This is a genomic window from Streptomyces sp. ITFR-6, assembly GCF_031844725.1.
Classification (GTDB): domain Bacteria; phylum Actinomycetota; class Actinomycetes; order Streptomycetales; family Streptomycetaceae; genus Streptomyces.
In genome coordinates, this window is record NZ_CP134612.1 from 377,041 (window position 1) to 400,412 (window position 23,372).

17 protein-coding genes and 3 pseudogenes are annotated in these 23,372 nt (G+C 72.1%); 10 read left to right on the plus strand and 10 right to left on the minus strand.

Annotation, left to right across the window (positions count from 1 at the left end):
• Positions 1-14 precede the first annotated feature (14 nt).
• Positions 15-719, minus strand: a complete 705-nt coding sequence (locus tag RLT59_RS01500; protein WP_311301658.1) for an alpha/beta fold hydrolase — start codon at positions 717-719, stop codon at positions 15-17.
• 130 nt (positions 720-849) lie between these two features.
• Between RLT59_RS01500 and RLT59_RS01505 the strand changes: the two genes are divergently transcribed.
• The 5 genes from RLT59_RS01505 (at position 850) to RLT59_RS01525 (ending at position 5,744) form a co-directional block, all read left to right on the plus strand.
• Positions 850-1,242: a nuclear transport factor 2 family protein gene (locus RLT59_RS01505; RefSeq protein ID WP_311301659.1), complete on the plus strand. Its 393-nt coding sequence runs from the start codon at positions 850-852 to the stop codon at positions 1,240-1,242.
• 55 nt (positions 1,243-1,297) lie between these two features.
• Entirely contained in the window at positions 1,298-1,987 is a 690-nt protein-coding gene (locus RLT59_RS01510; protein ID WP_311301660.1) for a formylglycine-generating enzyme family protein, read from the plus strand.
• Between the two features lie 132 nt (positions 1,988-2,119).
• Complete coding sequence (locus RLT59_RS01515) at positions 2,120-3,406, plus strand: phosphoribosyltransferase family protein (RefSeq protein WP_311301661.1); 1,287 nt, start codon at positions 2,120-2,122, stop codon at positions 3,404-3,406.
• 227 nt (positions 3,407-3,633) lie between these two features.
• Positions 3,634-4,698, plus strand: coding sequence for a tetratricopeptide repeat protein (locus RLT59_RS01520; RefSeq protein WP_311301662.1), 1,065 nt, complete (start codon positions 3,634-3,636; stop codon positions 4,696-4,698).
• Positions 4,695-5,744, plus strand: a complete 1,050-nt coding sequence (locus tag RLT59_RS01525) for a polyprenyl synthetase family protein (RefSeq protein ID WP_311301663.1) — start codon at positions 4,695-4,697, stop codon at positions 5,742-5,744. Before RLT59_RS01520 ends, RLT59_RS01525 begins: the two co-directional genes overlap by 4 nt.
• A 52-nt stretch (positions 5,745-5,796) precedes the next feature.
• On the opposite strand, the pseudogene RLT59_RS01530 reads toward RLT59_RS01525, so the two are convergent.
• Positions 5,797-6,227: pseudogene (locus RLT59_RS01530) on the minus strand (DUF2000 family protein).
• Positions 6,228-6,330: 103 nt separating this feature from the next.
• Between RLT59_RS01530 and RLT59_RS01535 the strand changes: the two are divergent.
• Positions 6,331-7,149, plus strand: a complete 819-nt coding sequence (locus RLT59_RS01535; RefSeq protein ID WP_311301664.1) for a helix-turn-helix transcriptional regulator — start codon at positions 6,331-6,333, stop codon at positions 7,147-7,149.
• A gap of 6 nt (positions 7,150-7,155) precedes the next feature.
• Here RLT59_RS01535 and RLT59_RS01540 read toward each other — a convergent pair whose 3' ends face one another.
• The 4 genes from RLT59_RS01540 to RLT59_RS01555 form a co-directional block, all read right to left on the minus strand.
• A complete protein-coding gene (locus tag RLT59_RS01540) occupies positions 7,156-7,665 on the minus strand; it encodes a mycothiol transferase (protein ID WP_311301665.1) in 510 nt (169 codons plus the stop codon).
• A gap of 101 nt (positions 7,666-7,766) precedes the next feature.
• Positions 7,767-9,938: a discoidin domain-containing protein gene (locus RLT59_RS01545; RefSeq protein ID WP_311301666.1), complete on the minus strand. Its 2,172-nt coding sequence runs from the start codon at positions 9,936-9,938 to the stop codon at positions 7,767-7,769.
• Between the two features lie 157 nt (positions 9,939-10,095).
• Entirely contained in the window at positions 10,096-10,413 is a 318-nt protein-coding gene (locus tag RLT59_RS01550; RefSeq protein ID WP_311301667.1) for a YkvA family protein, read from the minus strand.
• 70 nt (positions 10,414-10,483) lie between these two features.
• Positions 10,484-10,738, minus strand: a complete 255-nt coding sequence (locus RLT59_RS01555; protein ID WP_311307581.1) for a WhiB family transcriptional regulator — start codon at positions 10,736-10,738, stop codon at positions 10,484-10,486.
• A 308-nt stretch (positions 10,739-11,046) separates the two neighbouring features.
• Here RLT59_RS01555 and RLT59_RS01560 point away from each other — a divergent pair, with 308 nt between their 5' ends.
• Positions 11,047-13,017, plus strand: coding sequence for a SpoIIE family protein phosphatase (locus tag RLT59_RS01560; RefSeq protein ID WP_399126811.1), 1,971 nt, complete (start codon positions 11,047-11,049; stop codon positions 13,015-13,017).
• A 48-nt stretch (positions 13,018-13,065) separates the two neighbouring features.
• Here the strand turns inward: RLT59_RS01560 and RLT59_RS01565 are convergent, their stop codons facing one another.
• Entirely contained in the window at positions 13,066-13,527 is a 462-nt protein-coding gene (locus RLT59_RS01565; RefSeq protein WP_311301669.1) for a hypothetical protein, read from the minus strand.
• Positions 13,528-13,694: 167 nt separating this feature from the next.
• On the opposite strand from RLT59_RS01565, the pseudogene RLT59_RS01570 reads away from it, so the two are divergent.
• Positions 13,695-14,586: pseudogene (locus RLT59_RS01570) on the plus strand (carbohydrate kinase family protein).
• Positions 14,587-14,625: 39 nt separating this feature from the next.
• On the opposite strand, the gene RLT59_RS01575 reads toward RLT59_RS01570, so the two are convergent.
• Positions 14,626-15,225, minus strand: a complete 600-nt coding sequence (locus tag RLT59_RS01575; protein WP_311301670.1) for a TetR/AcrR family transcriptional regulator — start codon at positions 15,223-15,225, stop codon at positions 14,626-14,628.
• Positions 15,226-15,408: 183 nt separating this feature from the next.
• Here RLT59_RS01575 and RLT59_RS01580 point away from each other — a divergent pair, with 183 nt between their 5' ends.
• A complete protein-coding gene (locus tag RLT59_RS01580) occupies positions 15,409-17,700 on the plus strand; it encodes an exo-beta-d-1,3/1,6-glucosidase (RefSeq protein WP_311301671.1) in 2,292 nt (763 codons plus the stop codon).
• Between the two features lie 42 nt (positions 17,701-17,742).
• On the opposite strand, the pseudogene RLT59_RS01585 reads toward RLT59_RS01580, so the two are convergent.
• Positions 17,743-19,393, minus strand: a pseudogene (locus tag RLT59_RS01585) (MFS transporter); the annotation flags it as partial.
• A 574-nt stretch (positions 19,394-19,967) separates the two neighbouring features.
• On the opposite strand from RLT59_RS01585, the gene RLT59_RS01590 reads away from it, so the two are divergent.
• Positions 19,968-20,960 (plus strand): TauD/TfdA dioxygenase family protein, encoded by a 993-nt coding sequence (locus RLT59_RS01590; RefSeq protein WP_311301672.1) that lies wholly within the window; start codon positions 19,968-19,970, stop codon positions 20,958-20,960.
• A 175-nt stretch (positions 20,961-21,135) separates the two neighbouring features.
• Here the strand turns inward: RLT59_RS01590 and RLT59_RS01595 are convergent, their stop codons facing one another.
• Positions 21,136-23,337, minus strand: a complete 2,202-nt coding sequence (locus tag RLT59_RS01595) for an alpha-galactosidase (RefSeq protein ID WP_311301673.1) — start codon at positions 23,335-23,337, stop codon at positions 21,136-21,138.
• Between the last annotated feature and the right edge of the window lie 35 nt (positions 23,338-23,372).

Genomic DNA, 23,372 nt, shown 5'->3' on the forward strand with positions numbered 1-23,372 from the left:
GACCCCGCGCCCGCTCAGCCCCGGCGCTCGGCCGCCCCGGTGAGGATCCGGACCAGCTCCGCCGGCCGGGAGTACATCGGCCAGTGTCCGGTGTCCATGGTGACCAGCTCCCAGCTGTCCCCGGTCAGCAGCGCGGCCACGTCGTCGCTGGGTTCCGGTCCGTCGAGCAAACACTTGACGTAGGTGGCCGGGAGACTGTCGAGCGGGCGCCCGAGCACGGCGGGATCGCTCAGCGAGGCGCCCGGGTGCGGCGTCGCGTCGGCCACGATCCGCGCGGTCTGCTCCGCCGTGAGCCCCTGGCCCTCGAAGTCGGCCGCGGCCGGCGGCGCCCAGGAGCCGCCGTTGCCCGCGAGCTCGGCCTCCATCGCGGCCGGGCCCTGCCACCAGGCCGAGACGAAGGACTCGCCGTCGGCCGGAACGCCGGCGTCCACGAAGACGACCCGGGCCAGCCGGTCACCGATACGGGTGGCGGCCTGGCCGACCGGGATGCCCGAGTAGCTGTGGCCGACCAGGACGACGTCGCGCAGGCCGAGGCGCTCCACCTCATCGACGATGTCGGCCACATGGGTCTGCGGGCCGACCGGCAGTCCCCGCTTCTCCCCGACACCGCTCAGGGTCACCGGGTGGGCGCCGTGCCCGGCCGCGCGCAGTCCGGGCACCACCTCGTCCCATGCCGACGCTCCCAGCCAGGCACCCGCCACCAGTACGAATTCAGTCATGGGAGAAGCCTAACCGAGGGGTCTGACAACTCCGTTGAGCCGCCCGCCGGTCCAGCTCCCGGTAGAGCCGTGACGCCGATATGACTAACCTCTTCAACACCTGTTCGACAAATTGACTGTGGAGCGCCGCATGCACCCCTTCCGCGAAGCCGTCGCGGCGCACGATCTCGACGCGATCGAGGCGATGCTGGCCGAGGACGTCGTCTTCACCAGCCCGGTGGCGTTCAAGCCGTACTCCGGCAGGCCCCTCACCGCCGCGATCCTGCGCGCGGTCACCGAGGTGTTCTCGGACTTCCGGTACGTCCGGGAGATGGCGAGTGCGGACGGCCGCGACCACGCGCTGGCGTTCACCGCGAAGGTGGGCGACCGGGAGATCAGCGGCTGCGACTTCCTGCACCTGAACGAGGCCGGTGAGATCGACGACATGACGGTGATGGTCCGGCCGCTGTCCGGGGCGCAGGCGCTGGCGGCGGCGATGGGCGCGCGGTTCGACACGATCACCCGCGAGGCCTCGGCGGGCTGACCGCCGGGCGCGAACCGGGCACCGTCTCCGACGGCGTTGATACGATCAGTGCTCCATGGACACAGTCACGGACATCCGGATGATCACAGTCCCGGCGGGCCGGGTCACGCTGTCGGACCGGCGTACGCAACGCAGTTGGACGGTCGCTCTCGCCCCGTACCGGATCGCCGCGTCCGTGGTCACCCAGGACCTGTACGCCCAGGTCACGGGCGAGCGCCCGGCCACCGCTCAGGGCGGCCGGCTGCCCGTCGAGGGCGTCTCCTGGCTGGACGCGGTCCGGTTCTGCAACGCCCTGTCGGTACAGTCCGGACTGACCCCCGCCTACCGCGTCGAAGCCGCCGCCGACGGGGCGGAGGGCACGGAGTGCGTCGGCCGGGACAGCGGCGCCGACGGGTACCGGCTGCCCACGGAGGCGGAGTGGGAACACGCCTGCCGCGCCGGCACGACCGGCGCGCGTTACGGGGAGCTCGACGACATCGCCTGGCACCGCGGCAACTCGCTGGAGCGGATGCACGAGGTGGGCGGCAGGCAGCCCAACGCCTGGGGCCTGTACGACATGTTGGGCAATGTCTGGGAATGGTGCTGGGACGTCTACGACGCCGAGGTGTACGGCGGCTACCGGGTACTGCGTGGCGGCGGCTGGTTCGACGAGCACTGGAGCTGCCGGGCATCGGTGCGGCGGCGCAGCCACCCGACGTTCCGGATCGACGACACCGGGTTCCGGGTGGCACGTTCCGTCCTGTGACGTGGCCCCTAGGAGGACCGTTCCCGGCGGAACGGGCTCCGCCGCCGGCTTGCGGATCCGTGGTGCACGGTGTCGACTCGAAGAAGGTATGCGGACGGCTGTCCCTCCTCTCCCGGTCCGGGGTGAATCCCCGTGCTGTTCTCCGATCGCGCTGACGCGGGACAACGGCTCGCGGCGGCTCTCCGCTCGCTGGCGGCAAGTGATCCCGTCGTACTGGGCCTGCCCCGTGGCGGGGTCCCGGTGGCCTTCCGGGTCGCCCAGGAGCTCGGCGCGCCGCTCGATGTGATCGTGGTCCGCAAGCTCGGTGTCCCGCGCCACCCGGAACTGGGCTTCGGGGCCCTCGGGGAGGGCGGTGTGCGGGTCATCAGCGAGGACATCCTGCGGCGCAGCGGGGCCTCCGCCGAGGAGCTCGCCGCCGTGGAGCGCGCCGAGAGCGCCGAGCTGCTGCGGCGGGCCCGCGCCTTCCGCGGCGACCGGCCGCGCATCCGCTTCGAGGGACGCGTCGTGATCATCGTGGACGACGGCGTCGCGACCGGCGCGACCGCCCTGGCCGCGTGCGAGGTGGCCAGGGCGCAGGGTGCGGCGCGTGTCGTGCTGGCCGTACCGGTGGCGGCGCCGGACGCCGCAGAGCGGGTTCGCGGCCGGGCGGACGAGCTGGTGTGCCTGTCGACGCCGCTCCGGTTCGCCGCGGTGGGTGAGTGGTACCGGAACTTCGGCCGGACCCCGGACGAGGAGGTCGTCGCGCTGCTGGCGCGGGCCGGGGGCCGGGCGGCCGCGCCGGCGCCCGTCGAGGTGGAGGCGGGCGGCGTCGTGCTGCCGGGTGAGCTGACCGCCGCCGGATCCGCTCGCGCTCTCGTGGTGTTCGCCCACGGCTCGGGCAGCAGCCGGCACAGTCCGCGCAACCGCTCGGTGGCGGCGGCCCTGCACCGGGCGGGGTTCGGCACCCTGCTCTTCGACCTGCTCACACCGGCGGAGGAGGCGGACCGCGCCAACGTCTTCGACATCGGGACCCTGGCGGAACGGCTGGTGGACGCCACCGCCCGGCTGCTGCGTCGCGAGTCCCTGCCGGTAGGTGTCTTCGGGGCGAGCACCGGGGCCGCCGCCTCGCTGCAGGCGGCCGCGGCCATGGGCGCGGAGCGCGGTACGGGGATCGGCGCGGTCGTCTCCCGGGGCGGCCGGCCCGATCTGGCGGGCCCCTGTCTCGGGGACGTCCGGTCTCCGACACTGCTCGTCGTGGGTGGCCGCGACACCCGGGTCCTGGAACTGAACCAGCAGGCGAAGTCGGCGCTGCGCTGCGAGAACCGGCTGGACGTCGTCGCGGGTTCGACGCACCTGTTCGAGGAGCCGGGCGCGCTGGACGAGGTCGCCGGGCTGGCCCGGGAGTGGTTCACCGAGCACCTGACGGACCGGTCCGGCTGACCGGGCGAACGCCGGGCGCGGTTCTCTGTACGAATAGGTGAACTCGAAGCAACCCTGAGCGCGCAAGAGCCGTCTTGATCCACAACAAGGCGGTACGCCGCACACGACAAGCCTCTTCCGACCCCCCCCATGAGCGCACAGGTCGGACCACCGGGCAACTATGCACTGCGCGTATACATCACGCGTATAGTTGACGCGGCCGACCCGTTCGCGCGTGAAAGGCTCCCATGCACAGCAAAGCACTGGCGCCCGAGTACCAGGGCGCCCTCACCAAGATGTCCGTGAACGCCTCCCTCACCGACGTACTGGCCGAGGGAGAACGCCACTTGAGGGCGGCCGAACTCGCCGGATCCCAGCGGGAGGTGGCCCGCACCGGCCTCGCGGTGGCAGAGGCGCACCGCAGGCTGGGCCATGTGCAGGACGCCGACCGCGCCTGGAAGGCCAGCTACCGCGCGGCCCGGTCGGCCGAGGACACCGGGGCGATGGCCTGGGCGCTGTGGAGCGGCGGCACCCTCGCCCGCCAGCGGGGCGCGCTGCGACTCGCCTTCCGGCTGCTGGGTCTGGCGGCGGACCTCGGCAAGAAGGGCGGCGATGTGGTCGCCCGGGGCTACTCGCTCGCCGGGCTCGCGGAGACCGGCCGGATCCAGGGCGACTACCGGACCGTCGCGGCGCTGCACGAGCAGCTCCTCGCGGAGGCGCGGGCCCGTGGCGAGGCGCGGCACACCGTCTGGGCCCTGGAGGGGATCGCGCAGATCCACCGCAACACCGGCTCGTTCGACACCGCCCTGGAGATGTTCGAGGAGGCGGCGCAGCTCGCCGGGGACGCCGACGACCGGCGCGGCCGGGCCTGGGCCCTGCGCGGTATGGCCGACATCATCTCCGTACGGGACAACGACCCCGAGCGGGCGCTCGCCCTGCTGTCGGAGGCCGAACTGACCTGCCGCGAAATGAACTTGTCCAGCGCCCTCGCCTACAACCACAAGATGCGCGCCAACGTGCTCTACCGTGCCGGGCGGTACGAGGAGGCGCGGCAGGTCTACGAAGAGGCGCTGGGGGAATTCCGGGCGATGACCGAACCCCGGGGCGAGGCGCTGGCCCGCCTCGGCCTGGTCAAGTCGCGCGCCCGGCTGGGCCGCGACCGCGCGGAGACCGCCGAAGAACTGGACAGACTGCGGGTCACGCTGGACCGGATCGGACTGCTCAACGCCCGCGACATGGTCGACAAGGCCTACGCGGAACTCGGCGTGTCACCGGCCGGTGACACGGTGGCCGGGGAAACCGGCCGCCGATGACACCGCCGGTGACCCAGCAGGCCACGGCGCCGGAGATACTCGCCCGCTGCCGCGCTCTCGTCCGGCCCGGCCTGGAGCGGGCCGTGCGGCAGCTGCATCCCTGGCACGCCGAGATCACCGCGTTCTCGCTCGGCTGGGACGGGCCCGGTGGCCGGGCCGTCCCCGGTGGGCAGGGCAAGGGGATCCGGCAGGCCCTCGCGGTGCTCGGCGCGGAGGCCGTCGGCGCGCCCGCACGCTGTGCGGTACGGGGCGCCGTCGCGGCCGAGCTGATCCACACCTTCTCGCTGCTCCACGACGACATCATGGACGGCGACGAGACCCGCAGACAGCGCGCCACCGCCTGGAAGGCCTACGGGACCGGGCCCGCCGTCCTGGCGGGCGACGCGCTCTTCGCGCTGGCCGTGCAGACCCTGGCGGACGCCCCCGGCACGCACTGTGTGCAGGCCGTGCGGCTGCTGTCCGGGACGCTGAACGACCTGGTCCGCGGCCAGGCCGACGACCTGCTCTTCGAGTCCCGGCCCTGGACCGGACCCGATGCCGTGCGGCCGCACGAGTACCGGCTGATGGCCGAGCACAAGACGGGCTCGCTGCTCGGCTGCGCCGCCGGTCTGGGCGCCGTGCTCGGCGGGGCCGGACGGACGGCCGTCGACGCCCTCACCTCTGCCGGACGCCATCTCGGGGTCGCCTTCCAGGCCATGGACGACGTGCTCGGCATCTGGGGCGACCCGGAGGTCACGGGCAAGCCGGTGCACAGCGATCTGCGCCGGCAGAAGAAGACCTTCCCCGTTCTCACGGCCCTCGCGGCGGGCGACCGGGCGGCGCTGGAACTGGGCGCGCTGCTGCGTACCGGCGAGCCGCTCGACGACGCGGCGGCCCGGCGCGCGGCCCGTCTGACCGAGGAAGCCGGCGGGCGGTCGGCGACCGTGGCCGAGGCCCACCGGCACCTGGACAGTGCCCGCGCCTGCCTGGAGAGCGTCGCGTTGCAGCCGGCGGCGGCCGGGGAACTCCTCGCACTGCTCCCCTACTTCGTCGAACGCACCGTGTGACGGGCCGGGCGCGCCGCCGGCCCCGTACGCGCCGGGCCGGCGGCGACCATGTTCAGGAGTGCATGGACGCGCCCTTGAGGATCTTGTCCACGGCGTTGCGGGGCCGTGCACGGCCAGCCCGACGAGGTCCATCCCGTCCCGCCGCACGGCCCGGACGGCGGCCCGGTTGTCCCGGTCGTTGCCCATCGAGAAGAGGTCGGACGTGAACACCGAGAGCGGCACACCCCGGCCGACCGCACGGGTGTGGGCCGCCGTCAGCACCTCCTTCCCTCCTTCGAGGACCAGGACCGGCTGGCGGAACATCGGCAGGTAGGGGGTGCCGTCGGCGTCGGCGTACGGTTCACCGACGAGTCCGGGCACCGCCGTGCCGAGCCCGCTGACCTGGAAGGCCGTGACGTTCAGCCGCTGCCAGGTCAGCAGGTCGTCCCGGAGCAGTACGGCGATCTTGGTGTCGAAGCGGACGGGGGCGGTTTCGTGTGTCATGGCCCCGAGCCTGCCCGCCCCTCCCCCGGCCCGTCTTGTACGAACTTTGCATGCCGCCCGGGAGCGGCAGGGCGGCGTGGCGCGCCGGGCGCACGATCGGTGCATGGCTGCTCGTCCGGACATCACCGCGTGGTGTCCGCCCGTGGAGGGGATCGAAGAGGTCTTCCACGCCCACTTCATCGATCACTCCTACCCCATGCACACGCATGACGCGTGGACCCTGCTCATCGTGGACGAGGGTGCGGTCCGCTACGACCTGGACCACCACGAACACGGCGTGCTCAGTCATGTGGTGACGCTGCTGCCGCCGCACATTCCGCACAACGGCGGCGCCGCGACCGCCGAGGGCTTCCGCAAACGCGTCCTGTACCTCAACACCGCGCAGGTCGACGAGCGGCTGATCGGCATGGCCGTGGACAGCCCCGTACTGCACGATCCGGCGCTGCGGCGCCGGATCGCCCGGCTCCACACGACGCTCTCCCGGCCGGGCGACGAGCTGGAGGCGGCCAGCCGGCTCGCTTTGGTCGCCGAGCGGCTCGACCGGCATCTGCGCAACCGGCTGGAGCCCGTCCGGTACGTCCACGACCGCAGGGTCGCCCACCGGCTGCGCGATCTCCTCGACGAACGGTTCGTAGCGGGCATCACGCTCCAGGAGGCGGCGCAGCGCCTGCACGCCCATCACACGCATCTGGTGCGGGCCTTCAGCCGGGAGTTCGGGATGGCACCGCACCAGTACGTGACCGGGCGCCGGGTCGATCTGGCGCGCCGGCTCCTCCTCCAGGGGCTGCCGGGGCCAGAGGTGGCGATGTCGGCCGGTTCCTACGACCAGTCCCATCTGGCCCGCCATTTCAAGCGCGTCGTGGGCACCAGCCCGGGGCACTACGCCCGCACCCGCGGACCGCTCGCCCCGCCCGCGGCCTGAGGCCGGCTACCGGCGCTCCAGCGAACCGCGTACGAAGGCGGCCTGCCCGGCGTGCTGGAGATCGTCCGACAGCACGCTGATCAGCCGTACGCCCAGGGTGACCGGCGGCGACCAGGCCTCGTCCACGACCCGGTCCAGCGCCTTGCCGTCGAGGCCCTGGACGAAGCTGATGGTCTGGAGGTGCACCGCGTCGTGGTAGCCGATCAGCAGCTCCGCCGAGTCCACCTTCACCTCCCCGACCTGCTTGCTGCTCTGCCCGTAGCCGGTGGCCCCCTCGGCGAAGGGCAGATCGAAGCGGGCGGACCAGTCCTGGGCCGACCAGACCTGTTCGATGCCGGCCGCGTCCGCGATGTGGTCGTCCTGGACCCGGGTCAGGTGCCAGACGAGCCAGGCGATCGAGTTCGCCCCCTTGTCGAGGCGGGCGTGGAGATCATCGGGTTCGAGGCCCTCGACGGCCGAGTGCACCGTCTCACGGACGCGGGTGTATCCATCCACCAGAATATCTGCGACGTTCATGTCATCACCATGCCGTTCCCCTGCCCCGGCCGAGCCGGCGACACGCCCCGTGGGACGCGGCGCCGGTGAGGCGGACTCCCCTCACCGGCGCCGCCGGGTGATCAGCTGTAGATGCCGAACTCCCAGAGCGAGTAGCCCCAGGCCGTGCCCCGCTGCGTGAGGCTGAGCTTCACGTAACGGGCCGTCTGGGCGATGTCGAGATCGTCGGCATCGCCGTTCCCGCTGGTGGTGGAGTACACCGAGCGCCAGTTGCTGCCGTCGTCCGAGACCAGTACCTCGTACGACTTGGCGTAGGCCGGGTCCCATACGAGCTGGAGGTGGCGGAAGGACTTGCGCTCACCGAGGTCGACCTGGATCGACTGGGGGTCGCTCCAGTCGCTGGCCCAGCGGGTGTCGGTCCTGCCGTCGACCGCCATGGCGGGGGTGCAGGGGCAGCCGGTGCTGCCGGCCTGGGCCGAGGTGGCGGTGGCCGGGCGGCCGAGCGCCACATTGGTGCCGGTGACCGGCGGCACCACGACCTTCACCGACTTGGTCTCGATGCCGGCGTTGCCGTGTCCGTCCTCGGCCTGGATGTAGACCTTCCACACCCCGAGCCGCTCCGGCGCCCTCACCGCGAAGGTGCCGTTGCCCGTGGACCGCCAGTCCGCTTCGACCAGTGCCTTGTCACCCGTGGCGTAGTTGCCGCTCAGATAGATCTTGTACGTGAGGGCGTCGTTGTCCGGGTCACGGATGTCCGCGCCGACGGTGAACTCCTTGCCGGCGGGAGCCCCGCCCGCGTTCTGGACCGTCATGTCGCTGATGACGGGCGGGGTGTTGTCCCCGGCGGTGGAGCCCTTGTACGCCTTCTTCAGGGCGTAGTACGAGAGCCGCTTCTTGCCGTCGGGCACCAGGTTGAACCATACGCCGCCGAAGTCGTGCTCCGTTCCGTAGTGGAAGAGCGTGGCGCCCAGCGCGACGCCCCGGTGGGCGGTGATGCAGTTCCAGGCCTTGGTGTAGCCCTCGGCCTTCTGCACGTCGGTGGGCTCGTCCGGGACGCCGTTGGCGTCGTCGGGGACCTCCCACTCACCCGCCGGGCCGCCCTCGGTGATGATGTAGGGCTTGGTGTAGCCGCCGGACTCCCACGCGCCCCGCACCCCGCAGATGTCGCCGTAGGAGTTGACCGAGTACAGGTCGAGGTCCGGGGCGTTGCGCTTGTAGTACGGCCAGGCTCCCGTCCAGGCATCGGTCGAGGTCACCGGGTGGTCGGGGTCGATCGTGTGGATCTTCTTCGCCACGTCGTTGACGAAGGTGGTGTAGGCGTTGCGCTGCTTCTCCAGTTCGTCACCGCTGTAGCAGTTCTGGAGACCGAGCACCGACTCGTTGCCGACGTTCCACATGAGTACGCCGGGGTGGTTCCTGTACGTGTCGACCCACTTGGCGAACTCGGTGAGCGAGGACGCCTTGTACGCGTCGTCGGTCAGGTAGTTGACGCAGCCGCCGCTGCCGGGGCCGCCGCCCGGCTGGAGCCAGAAGCCGCTGACGACCCGGATGCCGTTGGCCGCGGCCTCGTCCAGCAGCGGCTTGGAGGAGCCGTCGGTGCCCCAGGTGCGGATGGTGTTGACACCCATCGACTTCAGGTCGGGCAGATAGCGTGCCGCGTCGGCGACGGACGGGCCCCAGGTCAGTCCCTTGACCTGGTAGGGCTTGCCGTCGACGGTCAGCTGCCAGTTGCCCTGGGAGCCGGTGACCCGGACCGCGCCGCCGGTGGCGGGCGGTGTGCCGTCGGCGCTGCCGTACACCTGGAACTCCCAGAGGGAGTAGCCGTATCCGCCGGCGCGGGCGGTGCCGTACATCCTGACGTACCGCCCGGATCCGGAGACGGCCAGCTCGTCGGTGCCGCCGTCGCCGTCGGTGACGGTCTTGAGCGTGCGCCAGTCGGATCCGTTGTCGGACGCCTCGATCCGGTACGCCTTGCCGTAGGCGGATTCCCAGGTCAGGACGACCCTGCTCAGGTCCGCGGTGGCGCCCAGGTCCACCTGGATCCACTGCGGGTCGCTCCATTCACTGGCCCAGCGGGTGCCGCTCGTATTCCCGTCCACGGCCGCCGACGCCGAGTAGCCGTCTCCCTCGCGGGAGGAGGCGGTGGCGGTCTTCCCCTGGGAGAGCAGGGAATCGGCGGCTCGGGCGGAGGTCGCCGTGAGTATCACGAGCGACGACGCGAGAAGCGCGAGAAGAGTGATCAACAGCGTGCCCGTACGCGGTCTCGCGGGCAGGGCTGCGCTAGGTCTGTGCACATTCTCTCCTGGCAGAAGAGTGCGGGACGGTGTCCCGAAACCGAATGGGAGAGCGCTCTCCCAGAGAGTGACGTGTAGCTGTTCAGCTGTCAACGAGCTTGACGCGACGGGTTCGGCGAGACGGGGCAGCGGCGCGTTCAGCGGGCCCGGACAGGCTCTAGGGCACGAGCCGGGTGGACTCGGCCGGCCGCTCGGCGTGGCCGCCGACCCCGGCAGCCCGCGCGGCGGCGTGCAGGGAGCGCAGGGCCAGCATCAGGAAGCCGATGTCGTCGAGGTAGACGGGGTCGGGCAGCAGGTCGACAGGTGACACGGTGTAGATCATCGCTGCCCAGACCAGCGCCTTGTTCTGCAGCGGTATACCGGCGTCGACCAGCAGTTTCCTGGCCCGGAACACCCGCACCAGAAGGACTGCGGCGATACCCACGGTGAGCAGCACGAGAACCGCGCCGATGATGAGCCATGCCGTGGTGTCCATGACTCACCGTGTACCCGGTGACGGCGGGATCATCACGCGGGGCGGCCGCCGATGGTACGAAGGCCCCGGCTCAGCCGTACTCCTTGGCCCTTCGGCGGCTGCGCCGCTTCAGCGCGCGCCGCTCGGCCTCGTCCGGACCGCCCCACACGCCGGTGTCCTGGCCGTTCTCCAGGGCCCAGCTCAGGCACTCGGCCCGTACGGGGCAGCCATGGCACACCGCCTTGGCGTCCTCGGCCTGTACGAGTGCGGGGCCGGTGGTCCCGATGGGGAAGAACAGGTCCGGGTCCTCGTCGCGGCAGGCCGCCCGCTCGCGCCAGTTCTGCATGGGGTTCGGCATGGGTCTCACTCCAGACTGTCGTGTCGTGTGCAGGGGTCAGTACGCTGCGGGTGACCGTCGTGCGGCCTCCGAAACCTCCCGCGACCGGATCTCCCGGTTCGCAGGAGCTGCGGTGGCGGCGGGTCCGGGGCGACCATGGGAGAGCGCGAACCTTGTGTCCGGGCACGGCGACGGCTTGGGAAGGATGGTCCGTGGACGGCACCGATGACATACGGACCCGCTCAGGCGACGCCCGCCGGGCAACGGTGCGCCGCTCCTCGGAGACCGGTCTGGTGGACGTCCTCGGGACGGCCGCGATGATGCTCGACACCGAGGGCCGCATCGTGCTGTGGAGCCCGCAGGCCGAGCGGCTGCTGGGCTACACGCCGCAGGAGGCGCTGGGCAGGTTCGCCGCCCGCATCCTGGTCGACGAGGAACACTTCGAGCTGGTGCTGAGGCTGTTCTCCGAGGTGATGGAGAGCGGTGAGACCTGGGCGGGGAGCTTCCCCGTACGGAGCAAGGACGGCACCAGCCGGCTGCTGGAGTTCCGCAACATGCGGCTCCAGGACGACCGGGGTGACTTCTTCGCGCTGGGGCTGGCCACGGACGGGGCGACGCTGCGGCAGGTGGAGCGCGATCTGGCGCTGTCCGTGCGCCTGGTCGACCAGTCCCCGATCGGTCTGGCGGTCCTGGGCAGCGATCTGCGGTATCTGGCGGCCAACCCGGCGCTGGAGCGGATGGACGGTCTGAGCGCGGCCGAGCACTTCGGGCGCCGGGTCGGGGACGCGCTGCCCTTCCTCGACGCCGACGTGGTCGAGGCGGCGATGCGCGAGGTCCTGGAGAGCGGTGTGCCGCAGGTGGGCCATCAGGTGGAGGGCCGTACCGCGGCCGATCCGGAGGCCGACCGCGCCTGGTCGATGTCGCTGTACCGGCTGGAGGACTCCGGTGGCCGGGTGCTGGGCCTCGCCGTGTCGCTGATCGACAGGACCGGCCACCACCGGGCGGAGGCCGAGGCGGAACGGGCCCGGCACCGGCTGGCGCTGGTCGCGGACGCCTCCGTGCGCATCGGGACCACCCTCGACCTGGAGCAGACGGCGCGGGAGCTGGCCGAGGTCACGGTTCCGGCGCTCGCCGACGTCGCGGCGGTCGATGTCCTGGACAGCGTACTGAACGGGCGTCCCAGCCAGACCGAGGGCCCCGCCCTCATCCAGGCGCTGGCCGTCGTCGCGGCCCGGCCGACGCCGGTCGTGGAAGCGGCGGATCCGCCGGGTCACGCGGCCCACTACGGAGCGGACCGGCTGATCACGCGCTGCGTGCGTACGGCCGAACCGGTGCGGGTGCCGTACCTCGACGCGGAGGCGCTGTCGCGCGTCGCCCGCGACAGCCGCTCCGCGGGGCTGCTGGCCGAGGCCGGCGCGCACTCCTACCTGGCGGTGCCGCTGATCGCCCGGGGCGAGGTGCTGGGCGCCATCGACCTCATCCGGACGGACAACCCGCTGCCGTTCACCGAGGACGACGAGGTGCTGACCTGCGAGCTGGCCGCCCGCGCGGCGGTCTTCATCGACAACGCCCGACTGTTCCGGCAGCAGCGGGAGACCGCCCTCACCCTCCAGCGCAGCATGCTTCCGCACAACCACCACCCCCGGGCCGGGTTGGAGGTGGCGTCCCGCTACCGGCCGGCCGCCTCGCGGTACGAGGTCGGCGGCGACTGGTTCGACGTCATCCCGCTGCGGGAGGGCGGAACCGCCCTGGTGGTCGGCGATGTCATGGGCAGCGGTATCAACGCGGCCACCACGATGGGGCGGCTGCGGACGGCCACCCAGACGCTGTCCAGGATCGGTCTGCGGCCCGCGGAGGTGCTCGGGCACCTCGACGAGATCACCGCCGATCTGGACCCGTGGTTCGCCACCTGCGTCTACGTCGTGTACGACCCGGCCCGCGACAGCTGCCGGGTGAGCACGGCCGGGCATCTGCCGCCGGTGCTGATCCCGGCCGGGGGCCCGCCCCGACTGCTCGATCTGCCGGCCGGGGCGCCGCTGGGCGTGGGCGGTGTTCCGTTCAGCGACGTCACGTTCGACCTGGGACCGGGTGACCGGCTCGTCCTGTACACGGACGGCCTGGTCGAAACCCGTGACCAGGACATAGACACCCGGCTGGCCGCCCTGCGGGAGCTGCTGCGCGAGCCGGACGCCTCGCTGGAGGAGTCCTGCGACCGGCTGCTGCGCAAGCTCCGGGACCCCAGCCACCACGACGACGTGGCGTTGCTGATGGCCCGGGTGCGCGACTGACGGCGGGCGGTGGCTCGGGGCACGGGCCACCGCCCGCGGCCGGGTGGTTCAGCGGCGGCCGCGGTGCCGGCGGCAACGGCGGCGCGGCGTGCCGCAGCGGTGGGCTCCCGCGCCGAGGAAGCCCAGCCCGATGCCGAACATCCAGGCGTCCTTGGCCAGCGGAACGCCGGCCTGGCTGGGGCGCAGGCTGCCCGGCTCACGCATTCCGGGAACCCGCAGGTACAGGCCGAGCAGTCCGCCGGAGAACCCGGTCAGCGCCAGTCCGGCGAGCCGGGTCGGTACGACGGGGACCAGCAGTGTGCTGCCGACCGCGATCTCGGACCAGGCGAGCAGCCGGGTGAACCGCCCGGCCTCGATCCGGTCGAGGAAGGGGTAGGCGGTGCAGGCCATGCCGTGCAGGGTCTGTGCGGTCTCCTCGTCGGCCTTGAGCTTGCCCAGGCCGGAATTCAGGATGAACGCGCCAGTGGCGAGGCGCGGAGGAATGTCACGCGGTTCGAGCACCGACAGCATCGAAAGCCTCCACAGATCAGGTCCAAGGCCCCCGGTCGATCATAGGCAGCGGTCTGCCGGACCGCTCGCAGAGAACGGCCGCGGTGCCGCCGTCCGGTCCGCGATACTGGCCGCGGCGGGACGGGAGAGGCGGCACGGTGAACCAGCGACAACCCGGGTACGACGTGGTGGTGGTAGGCGGCAGCGGGGTGGATACGATCGTCCGCGTCGACGCCCTGCCGGTCCCGCTCGCCGACTCCGTCATGGTGGGGCCGATCGCGGAGTGGGCCGGGCAGACCGGGGGCAATGTCGCCCTCGGCGTGCGGGCGCTCGGTCTGGACGTGGCGCTGCTCGACTGCATCGGTGACGATCCGACCGGTGCCCTGGTGCGCGAGCGGCTGGCCGAGGGGATGTGGAGTTCCATCCGCTGATCTCCGCGGCGGGCACCCGGCGCGCGGTGAACCTGGTGGACGCGAAGGGCCGCCGGATGTCGTTCTACGACGCCCGGGACCCTGCGGAGCTGCGGATGCCCCGGGACTTCTACCTGCCCCGGCTGCGGCGCGCCCGTCATGTCCACCGATCACGGGCTTCACCAGATTCCTGTACGACGACATCGAGGCCCTCGGTGTCCCCGTCTCCACCGATCTGCACGACTGGGACGGACTCGCCGAGCACCAGCGGGAGTTCGCCCTGCGGTCCGATCTCGTCTTCTTCAGCGCCGCCTCCTCGGGCGACGGCGCGCCCGCGCTGATGCGGCGGATCCTGCGCGAGGGCCGCGCGCGGACCGTGGTCGCCACGGCGGGGGCGGAGGGCTCCTGGTTCCTCACCCGCGACGGCGGACCGGACCCGTACCACGTACCGGCGACCGTGCCGCCGGCCCCGGTGGTGGACACCAACGGCGCCGGCGACGCGTTCGTCACCGGCTTCCTGTACGGGAGGCTCGACGGCAGGGACGTCCACGACTGCGCGCGGCTGGGCGCGGTGGCGGGTGCCTATGCCTGCACGGGGCCCGGCTCGACCGCCCTCATCGGCCGGGACGCCCTGCTCGCGGCCGGCCCCGACGGTTCGCCGGGAGCCTGACCCCGCCCGTTCCGCCCGCGGGCGGCACGGGCCCCGGCATCACAGCGCCACGGTCAACTGCGCCTGCACATGGGCCCGCAGCACGCCGGCCATGTCCGTCACACAGCCGCTGATGAGCCACTGGACCTGAAGTCCGTCCATCAGCGCGATCAGTTGCTGCGCAGCCTCGTCGGGCTCGATCCCCGCACGCAGCGCGCCCTCGTCCCGCGCCTCCCGGTAGGCGACGGCCGTGCTCAGTACCGAGGTGCGGTAGCGCTCCACGAAGTACGCGTGGGCCGGGTGGTCGGCGGCGGTCGCCTCCGCGGCGAGTACGGAGAACAGCTCGACGATTCCCCGGCGTTCGGCGTTCAGCGCGGCGAGGTCGATGAGCCGGCGCAGCCGGCCGACGCCCTTCGGACTGCCGAGGGCGAGCCATTGGGAGTCCACCTCGTCGCGGTGTTCCAGCACCGCGAGCAGCAGCGACTGCTTGGTCGGGAAGTGGTGCAGCAGACCGGGATGCGAGATCCCGCAGCGGGTGGCGATCACCCGCAACGACGCGCCCCGGTAGCCGGCCTCACCGAAGATGGCCATGGCCTGGTCGAGGATCTCCACGCGTTTGGCCCGGCCCTTGGCGTAGCCACGCCGTGTGTCGCCGGTCATGTGCCACTCTCCCCGGCCGTCCCTGACGGCGTCAATGAGTACAGTTGCATACTCACATACTTACCACCCGGTCGGGATTCGGCGTACGGTGGGACCGGGTGGCCGAGTTGGGCCGGCCGGTCCTCCCGCCACCCCAGGCATCCGCCCGAAGAGAACGTCATCGACGTTGTGAAAGGAACTCCTGTGGGCTCCTCACTGCCCTATCTCGACCCCGCGCTGTCCGTCTCCGAGCGCGTCGCCGATCTGGCCGGGCGGATGACGCTGCCCGAGAAGGTCGGCCAGATGCTCCAGTTGAACGCGAAGGACGGGGTCCGGCACCACATCGAGGACATGCACGCGGGCTCGATCCTGCACGCCTCCCCCGACCGCGTCCTGGAGGCGGCCGCGCTCACCGAACGGACCCGGCTGCGGATCCCGCTGCTCGTCGCGGAGGACTGCATCCACGGCCACTCGTTCTGGGAAGGGGCCACGATCTTCCCCACCCAGCTCGGCATGGCCGCGAGCTGGGACCCCGAACTCGTCGAGCGGATCGCGCGGGCGACTGCCGTAGAGGTCGCAGCGACCGGCGTGCACTGGACGTTCTCCCCGGTCCTGTGCATCACCCGGGACCTGCGCTGGGGCCGGGTGAGCGAGACGTTCGGCGAGGACCCGTTCCTCATCGGTGAGCTCGCCTCCGCCATGGTGCGCGGGTACCAGGGCGACGGCCTCGACGACCCGACGGCGATCCTGGCCTGCGCCAAGCACTTCGCCGGCTACTCCGAGACCCAGGGCGGCCGGGACGCGAGCGAGGCCGATATCTCGCGCCGCAAGCTCCGTTCGTGGTTCCTGCCTCCGTTCGAACGGGTCGCCAAGGAGGGCTGCCGGACGTTCATGCTCGGGTACCAGTCGATGGACGGGGTCCCGATCACGGTCAACAACTGGCTGCTGAACGAGGTGCTGCGCGGCGAGTGGGGCTACACCGGGACGCTGGTGACCGACTGGGACAACGTCGGCCGCATGGTGTGGGAGCAGCGGGTCTACGCCGACCACGCGCAGGCGGCCGCCGCCGCGGTCCGCGCGGGCAACGACATGGTGATGACGACGCAGGACTTCTTCGCGGGCGCGCAGGAGGCGGTCGCCGCCGGCACGCTCGACGAGGCGGAGATCGACGCGGCGGTCCGCCGGATCCTCACGCTCAAGTTCGAGCTGGGCCTGTTCGAGAACCCGCGCCACCCGGACCGCGAGCGGCAGGCCGCGGTCATCGGGAGCGCCGGGCACGCCGAACTGAACCTCGAAGCGGGCCGCCGCTCGCTGGTGCTCCTCACCAACGACGGCACCCTCCCGCTGGCCGGCGGTCTCACGGCCGGTCCGGACGGCCGCGCGCTCGCGGCCACCGGGGCGGAGCCCCGCACGGTCGCGGTCATCGGGCCCAACGCCGACGACGCGCAGACCCAGCTCGGTGACTGGGCGGGTTCCTCCGGTCAGGCGGACTGGCTGCCGAACGGTCATCCGCGCGACATGATCCGTACCGTGCTGGACGGCTTCCGGGAGCATGTGCCGGACGGCTGGTCCGTCACCCACGCACGTGGGACCGACATCCTCACCGTGGGGCCCGACCCGCTGGGCGCGTTCTTCCCCGACGGGCAGCCCCGGCCGGAGGTCGTCGTCCCCGCGGAGCCCTCCGAGGCGCTGATCGGCGAGGCCGTCGCCGCGGCACAGGCCGCCGACTACGTCGTCGCGGTCGTCGGTGACCGTATCGAGCTGATCGGTGAGGGGCGCTCGACCGCGACCCTGGAACTGATCGGCGGCCAGGTCGCGCTGCTCGACGCGCTCGCCGCGACGGGCAAGCCGCTGGTGGTGGTCGTCATCAGCTCCAAGCCGCTGGTGCTGCCGCCCTCCGCGCACAACGCGGCGGCGATCGTGCACGCCTTCAATCCGGGCATGCTCGGCGGCCGGGCGGTCGCCGAACTGGCGCTCGGCCTCATCGAGCCGTCCGGCCGGCTGCCGGTCTCCTTCGCCCGTCACTCGGGTCAGCAGCCGACGTACTACAACCAGGTGCGCGGCCAGCACGGCTCCCGTTACGCCGACCTGACGCAGAGTCCGGCGTTCGTGTTCGGTGAGGGCCTGAGCTACACGAGCGTCTCGTACACCGGGCTGGAGGTACTCACTGAGGACCTCGGCGCGGACGACACCCTTCGCGCACGCGTTCTCGTCAGCAACACCGGCGACCGGCCGGTGCGGGAGACCGTGCAGGCGTACGTGAGCGACACCGTCACGTCGGTGACGTGGGCGGAGAAGGAGCTCAAGGCCTACCGTCAGGTGCTGCTCGAACCCGGCGAGTCGCGCGAGGTGGTCATCGAACTGCCGGTCGCGGAGTGCAGTCTGGTGGACGCCGCGGGCAACCGTATCGTCGAGCCGGGCGCCTTCGAGCTGCTCGTCGGCCCGTCCTCGCGCGAGGAGGCACTGCTGCGGGCGGGCTTCACCGTCAAGGGCTGAGAGCCGCCCCCGGGCGCCCGGTGCGGCTGCCGGGGCCGGGAGTCATCGTTCCGGATCGGGGGGATCCTGGCCGCCCGGCCGCCACGGCCGGGCGGGCTCGTCCGCGGCGCCCGGTGCCTCTGCTCCTCCCGGAGCGTCAGCGGCCTCCGCCGCCGCGGGCATCACGGCGCCGCCGCCCCGCAGCCGCTCGATGTCAGAGGGGCGCACCTTGACGATGATGAGCGCGACCAGCGCGGCCACCACGGCGAACACGACGGCGGTGACGAAGGCCCTGGAGATGCCCGTCACCAGCACCTGCTCGCCCCACTGCCCGGGGAGCTGGCCCGTCCTGCGGAACTGCGCCACCTCCGCAGGGGGCGCCTGCGACAGGAAGCCCGGGACCTGATGGGTGGCCTCGTCGCGGCTGGCCGTACCGAAGACCGTGACCAGGATGGACAGGCCGAGCGAACCGCCCACCTGCTGCATGGTGTTGAGGATCCCGGACGCCGCGCCCGCCTCCCGCGACGCCACACCGGACACGGCCATCAGCGTCAGCGACACGAACTGCAGCCCCATGCCCAGCCCGAACACCAGCACCGGACCGAGCAGACTGCCCAGGTAGGTGCTGTCCGCGTCCGCCTGCGTCAGCCAGCCGAGCCCCACGGCGCACAGGAGCGAGCCCGTCACCATGAAGGGTTTCGGCCCCCACCTGGGCAGCAGCCGCGAAGTGAATCCGGCCCCCACGGCGATGATCGCGCTGACCGGCAGAAAGGCGAGGCCGGCCCGGAGCGGGCTGAAACTCAGGATGTTCTGCACGAAGAGGGTCAGGAAGAAGAACATTCCGAACATCGCGGCGGACAGGCACAGCATCATTCCGTACACGCCCGCGCGATTGCGGTCGCGGAACATCCACAGCGGGGTGATGGGCTGCCTGGACCGGCTCTCGATGGCGATGAACAGGGCGAGCAGCACGACGGCCGCGGCGAAGGATCCCAGGGTGAGGCTGTCGCTCCAGCCCTCCTCGGACGCGCGGATGAATCCGTAGACGAGCAGCACCATGCCCAGCGTGGCCGTCAGCGCCCCCGTCACGTCGAAGTGGCCCGGATGGCGTATGGACTCCCGGATGAAGCGGGGTGTGGCGAGCACGATCAGCAGCCCGATGGGGACGTTGACGAAGAAGATCCACCGCCAGTCGAGCCACTCCACCAGCAGCCCGCCGGCCAGCAGCCCGATGGCGCTGCCGCCGGCCGAGACGGCGGCGAAGACGCCGAACGCCCTGTTGCGGTCGGGCCCCTCGCGGAAGGTCGTGGTGATCAGTGAGAGCGCGGTCGGCGAGGCGATGGCACCGCCGACGCCCTGGAGGGAGCGCGCCGCCAGCAACTGCCAGGACTCCTGGGAGAGCCCGCCGAGCAGCGAGGCGAAGGCGAAGAGCACGACGCCGAACATGAAGACTCTGCGGCGGCCGAGGATGTCACCGAGCCGCCCGCCCAGCAGCAGCAGCAGTCCGCCGAACGTCAGCATGTAGGCGTTGACCACCCAGGATAGGTTCTCGGTGGAGAATCAGCGCGGTCTGGATGTGCGGAAGGGCGATGTTCACGATGGTGATGTCGAGGACCACCATCAACTGACATGAGCAGATGACGAGTAGGGCGATTCCGCTGCCGTGTGCCCGCTTCGGGGACTCGGCAGACCGCTGGGGTGTCGCGTGGGATCCGTCATGGGATCGCTTGCAGACTCAAGCCGTTGAGTGAACGCATTCGTTCACTCACACGAGATTAGTCCTGCCCGTCCGCCCTCGCCAATCGATGGAGGTCCCGGCGGGAGGCGCGGGGCGGGCGCGACATTACGGCGGCGTGAAATCGCGCGGGACCTCGCGGCCGGTTCCCGGGCACCGTGCGCGGACGGCCGGTCGCGGACCGCGAAGCCCTGATCGGGGGCGGTTTGCCGGTGCCCGCCGGGACGGGGCACGGACCGCGCTCCGGCGCCCCGCGTGGCGCGGGTACGTGGTTGACGTATCCGGCGGGGCGCTGCGAGTCTCCGGAACATGTTCGCGACGGCCACTCCCGATGCGCGGCCCGCCCCGCGCGTCGGCCGCACCGCACTGCCGCCCGGGTGTCCGGGCCGCTGTAGCGCTGCCTGACCTCCCCTGCCGCACCGCACCTCCGCTTCCCGCGCCACCGCCCCGTCCCGACATCCCCGCATCTGCGCGTAACCGCGTCCGGACCCGCCACGTCCGGCGGTGGCAGTCCGCCGCCTCGCGGGGCGTGCCTCTCGAAAGGATTACCGCAATGTCCTCGGCAACCACCGCTCCCGCTCGCGCCTCCACCGTGACCGTCCAGAAGGTCGGCGGCCGCATCGGCGCCGTCATCTCCGGGGTACGTCTCGGCGGTGACCTCGCCCCAGGGACGGTCGCGGCCGTCCGGGCCGCGCTGCTGGCCAGCAAGGTCGTCTTCTTCCGCGGCCAGGACCACCTGGACGAGGACAGCCACGAGGCGTTCGGCAGGCTGCTCGGCACCCCGGTCGCCCACCCGACCGTCCCGTCCGCCGACGGCCGCTACTCACTGGGCATCGACTCCGACCACGGCGGCCGGGCCAACCAGTGGCACACCGACGTCACCTTCGTACCCGCCTATCCGGCGTTCTCCATCCTGCGCGCGGTGACCGTCCCGCCCTACGGCGGCAACACCCTGTGGTCCAACACCGCCGCCGCGTACGCCGGGCTGCCCGAACCGCTGCGCACCCTCGCCGACGGTCTGCGGGCCGTCCACTCCAACGACTACGACTACGTGGCGCTACGCCCCGACGCCCTGCCGGAGGCGCTCGCCCAGTACCGGAAGGTGTTCACCTCGACGAAGTTCCTCACCGAGCATCCGGTGGTCCGCGTCCACCCCGAGACGGGCGAACGGGTGCTGCTCCTGGGCAACTTCGTCCAGCGCGTCAGCGGGCTCACCGGCCGCGACTCCCGGGCCCTCATCGACCTGTTCCAGTCCCACATCGAACGCCCGGAGAACACCGTGCGCTGGCAGTGGCAGACCGGCGACGTCGCCATCTGGGACAACCGCGCCACCCAGCACTACGGGGTGGACGACTCGGACACCCACGAGCGCAAGCTGCGCCGCGTCACCATCGACGGAGACGTCCCGGTCGGCACGGACGGCCGGCACTCCACCCTGATCAGCCCCGCGAAGGTGCCGGAGCCCGCCTTCGGCATCGCGTCGGGCGCCTCGGCAGAGGCCCGAAAGGAGCGGAGGCACACACTCCTTTCATTGCGCAACCTTTAAAATATGGGCATGGATACCGATTGCACGACACGCGAGGAGCACGCGGTGCTCGTGTACCGGCTCGGCCTGCCCCCGGGCGAGGGCCCGCTGCGCTACGGCTACGACGCGGCGGGCCCGTGACCCCGGCCGGCGGTGCACCAGCCTGCCCCACCCGGGCCGGCCGGTGCACCGCCGGTCAGCTCGCGGACATCTGCGCCGCGACCTCGATCAGCAGGGCCTGCCCCGGGCTGAGCGTCGGCATCGGCAGCCCCGCGCCGGTCAGCACGGTGCCCGGCACCGGGACCCAGCCGTCGAGCGCCGCCGTGCACCAGAGGGGGCCGGTGACCTGGTGGAGGGCGGGCAGTCCCGCCTCCGTACGGATCCGGACCCGGTAGGGCCGGCCGGGGGTGAGGCCGGGCAGCCGGACCCGGCCGGACTGCCCCGGCACCGAGGTCTCCGTGCGCACCCAGCAGTACAGCGCGGCGCCGGCGTCCGGTGCGACCACACCGTGCAGCTGGGTCGCCTCGTCGTCGAGGTCCGCCCTGACGACCCGTCCACCGTGCAGGAGACCGCGCAGCTCCTTGTACAGCGCCGCCCACCGGCCCAGCGCCGCGCGTTGCTCCGGGGTGCGCGCGGTCAGGTCGTCCTCGATGCCCGCGTGCCCGAACAACGCGGTGATCAGCCGGAACGAGTCATCGGTGACCCGCCCCGTCGTATGGCTGCGCGGGCCCCCGACATGGGCGCCGATCAGCTCGGGCGGCAGCAGCTGCGCCGTCCAGCGCTGGATCGACTGGCGCTCCACCGGGTCGTTGCAGTCGGACGCCCAGACCCGGTCCGTACGGGCGAGGACGCCGAGGTCCACGCGTCCGCCGCCGCTGGAGCACGACTCGATCTCCAACCCGGGGTGGCGCGCCCTGAGTTCGTCCATCAGCCGGTACAGGGCCGCCGTCTGGGCGTGCACGCCGGGCCGGTCGGCGCCGTGCGCTCCGCGCCGCACCGCTTCGTGCAGGTCCCGGTTGTGGTCCCACTTGAGATAGTCGACGCCGTACTCGGTGACGAGCGCGTCCAGCCGCTCCAGCAGATGGGCGAAGGCGTGCTCGTCGGCGACGTTCACCACGTACTGGTGGCGGGAGCTGGGGCCCACCCCGGCGGACGGGCCGAGAATCCACTCGGGGTGCTCGCGGGCCATCCGCGAGTCGAGGTTGACCATCTCCGGCTCCACCCAGAGCCCGAACTGCATCCCGTGGGCGTGCACCCGGTCCGCCAGCGGGGTCAGCCCCTCGGGCCACACCCGCGGGTCCACCGTCCAGTCACCGAGCCCCGCCGTGTCGTCCCGGCGGCCGAGGAACCAGCCGTCGTCCAGGACCAGTCGCTCCACCCCGACGGCGGCCGCGGCGTCGGCCAGCGCCAGCAGCCGTTCGGGGCGGTGGTCGAAGTAGACCGCCTCCCAGGTGTTCAGGGTCAGCGGCCGAGGCGACGAGGGATGGCCGGGACGGGCGCGGAGCATCGTGTGGAAGCGCCCGGCCAGCCCGTCGAGGCCCTCGCCTGACCAGGCGAAGAAACACTCGGGCGAGGTGTACCGGTCGCCCGGCGCGAGCCGGATCTCACCGGGCGCCAGCAGTTCGCCGCCGCCGAGGACTCCCCCGTGCACCCCGGCGCCCTCGGGCAGCTGCTCGGCGAGCCAGCGCTGGTTGCCGCTCCACCCCACGTGCAGGGCCCAGACCTCGCCGGTACGGAACCCGAATCCGGGCACCCCGACCGTCAGGAGGTGCGGCGCGTCCACTCCGGGCTTGCCCCGGCGCACCTCACGGACATGGCCGGCGAAGGCCAGCCGGCCGCGCTGCGGGGAGCGTTCGCGGCACCACTTCCCGGTGAAGTCCAGGATCTCCTGGGCCCGGTTCGGCAGCGGGAGCAGCGCGGTGGTGGCGGCGAGGTCGTACGGGACGGCGGCGCCCGTGCCGGATTCTCCGCGGGCCGGGCACGACACGCTGGTGCGCACGCCCAGGACGCCGGACGGGTCCAGCCGGTAGGTGAGGGTGATGTCGAGCGCGGCGTCGGTGTCGTGGAGGGCGATGAGCAGTTGCCCGGGGCTCTCCTCGACGCCGGTCATCACGACCCGGGGCGCGGTGGCCGTCCCGGCGCGGTGGCCCTGCTGGGCCGGGGTGCCGAGCCAGCCGTCGGCCTCGGTGGGCCAGACCGTGAACTGACGTGGTACGTCGGGGGCGTTGTTGAGCGTGGCGGCGTCCGCCGTCAGCCCGAGGGCCGCGAGACCGTCGCCGGTCAGCTCACCGAGGTCCTCACCCCAGTGCAGGACACGGGGCAGCGGAGCGCTGAGTTCGACGACGAAACTCACCCCGGCCGCGCGCAGGTTCACGATCCGGTTGGTGATGCGGGTCATGGCATGTCCTCTCGAAACCACTGGGTGGGCGCGGG

Excerpts from the sequence above, each read along its gene's own strand:
- RLT59_RS01525 (WP_311301663.1), top strand. The coding sequence starts at position 4,695 with ATGACACCGCCGGTGACCCAGCAGGCCACGGCGCCGGAGATACTCGCC.
- RLT59_RS01595 (WP_311301673.1), bottom strand. The coding sequence starts at position 23,337 with ATGACCCGCATCACCAACCGGATCGTGAACCTGCGCGCGGCCGGGGTG.
- RLT59_RS01505 (WP_311301659.1), top strand. The coding sequence starts at position 850 with ATGCACCCCTTCCGCGAAGCCGTCGCGGCGCACGATCTCGACGCGATC.
- RLT59_RS01510 (WP_311301660.1), top strand. The coding sequence starts at position 1,298 with ATGGACACAGTCACGGACATCCGGATGATCACAGTCCCGGCGGGCCGG.
- RLT59_RS01540 (WP_311301665.1), bottom strand. The coding sequence starts at position 7,665 with ATGAACGTCGCAGATATTCTGGTGGATGGATACACCCGCGTCCGTGAG.
- RLT59_RS01555 (WP_311307581.1), bottom strand. The coding sequence starts at position 10,738 with ATGCAGAACTGGCGCGAGCGGGCGGCCTGCCGCGACGAGGACCCGGAC.
- RLT59_RS01590 (WP_311301672.1), top strand. The coding sequence starts at position 19,968 with ATGTCCTCGGCAACCACCGCTCCCGCTCGCGCCTCCACCGTGACCGTC.
- RLT59_RS01565 (WP_311301669.1), bottom strand. The coding sequence starts at position 13,527 with ATGCTGTCGGTGCTCGAACCGCGTGACATTCCTCCGCGCCTCGCCACT.
- RLT59_RS01500 (WP_311301658.1), bottom strand. The coding sequence starts at position 719 with ATGACTGAATTCGTACTGGTGGCGGGTGCCTGGCTGGGAGCGTCGGCA.
- RLT59_RS01520 (WP_311301662.1), top strand. The coding sequence starts at position 3,634 with ATGCACAGCAAAGCACTGGCGCCCGAGTACCAGGGCGCCCTCACCAAG.
- RLT59_RS01560 (WP_399126811.1), top strand. The coding sequence starts at position 11,047 with ATGATGCTCGACACCGAGGGCCGCATCGTGCTGTGGAGCCCGCAGGCC.
- RLT59_RS01550 (WP_311301667.1), bottom strand. The coding sequence starts at position 10,413 with ATGGACACCACGGCATGGCTCATCATCGGCGCGGTTCTCGTGCTGCTC.
- RLT59_RS01535 (WP_311301664.1), top strand. The coding sequence starts at position 6,331 with ATGGCTGCTCGTCCGGACATCACCGCGTGGTGTCCGCCCGTGGAGGGG.
- RLT59_RS01575 (WP_311301670.1), bottom strand. The coding sequence starts at position 15,225 with ATGACCGGCGACACACGGCGTGGCTACGCCAAGGGCCGGGCCAAACGC.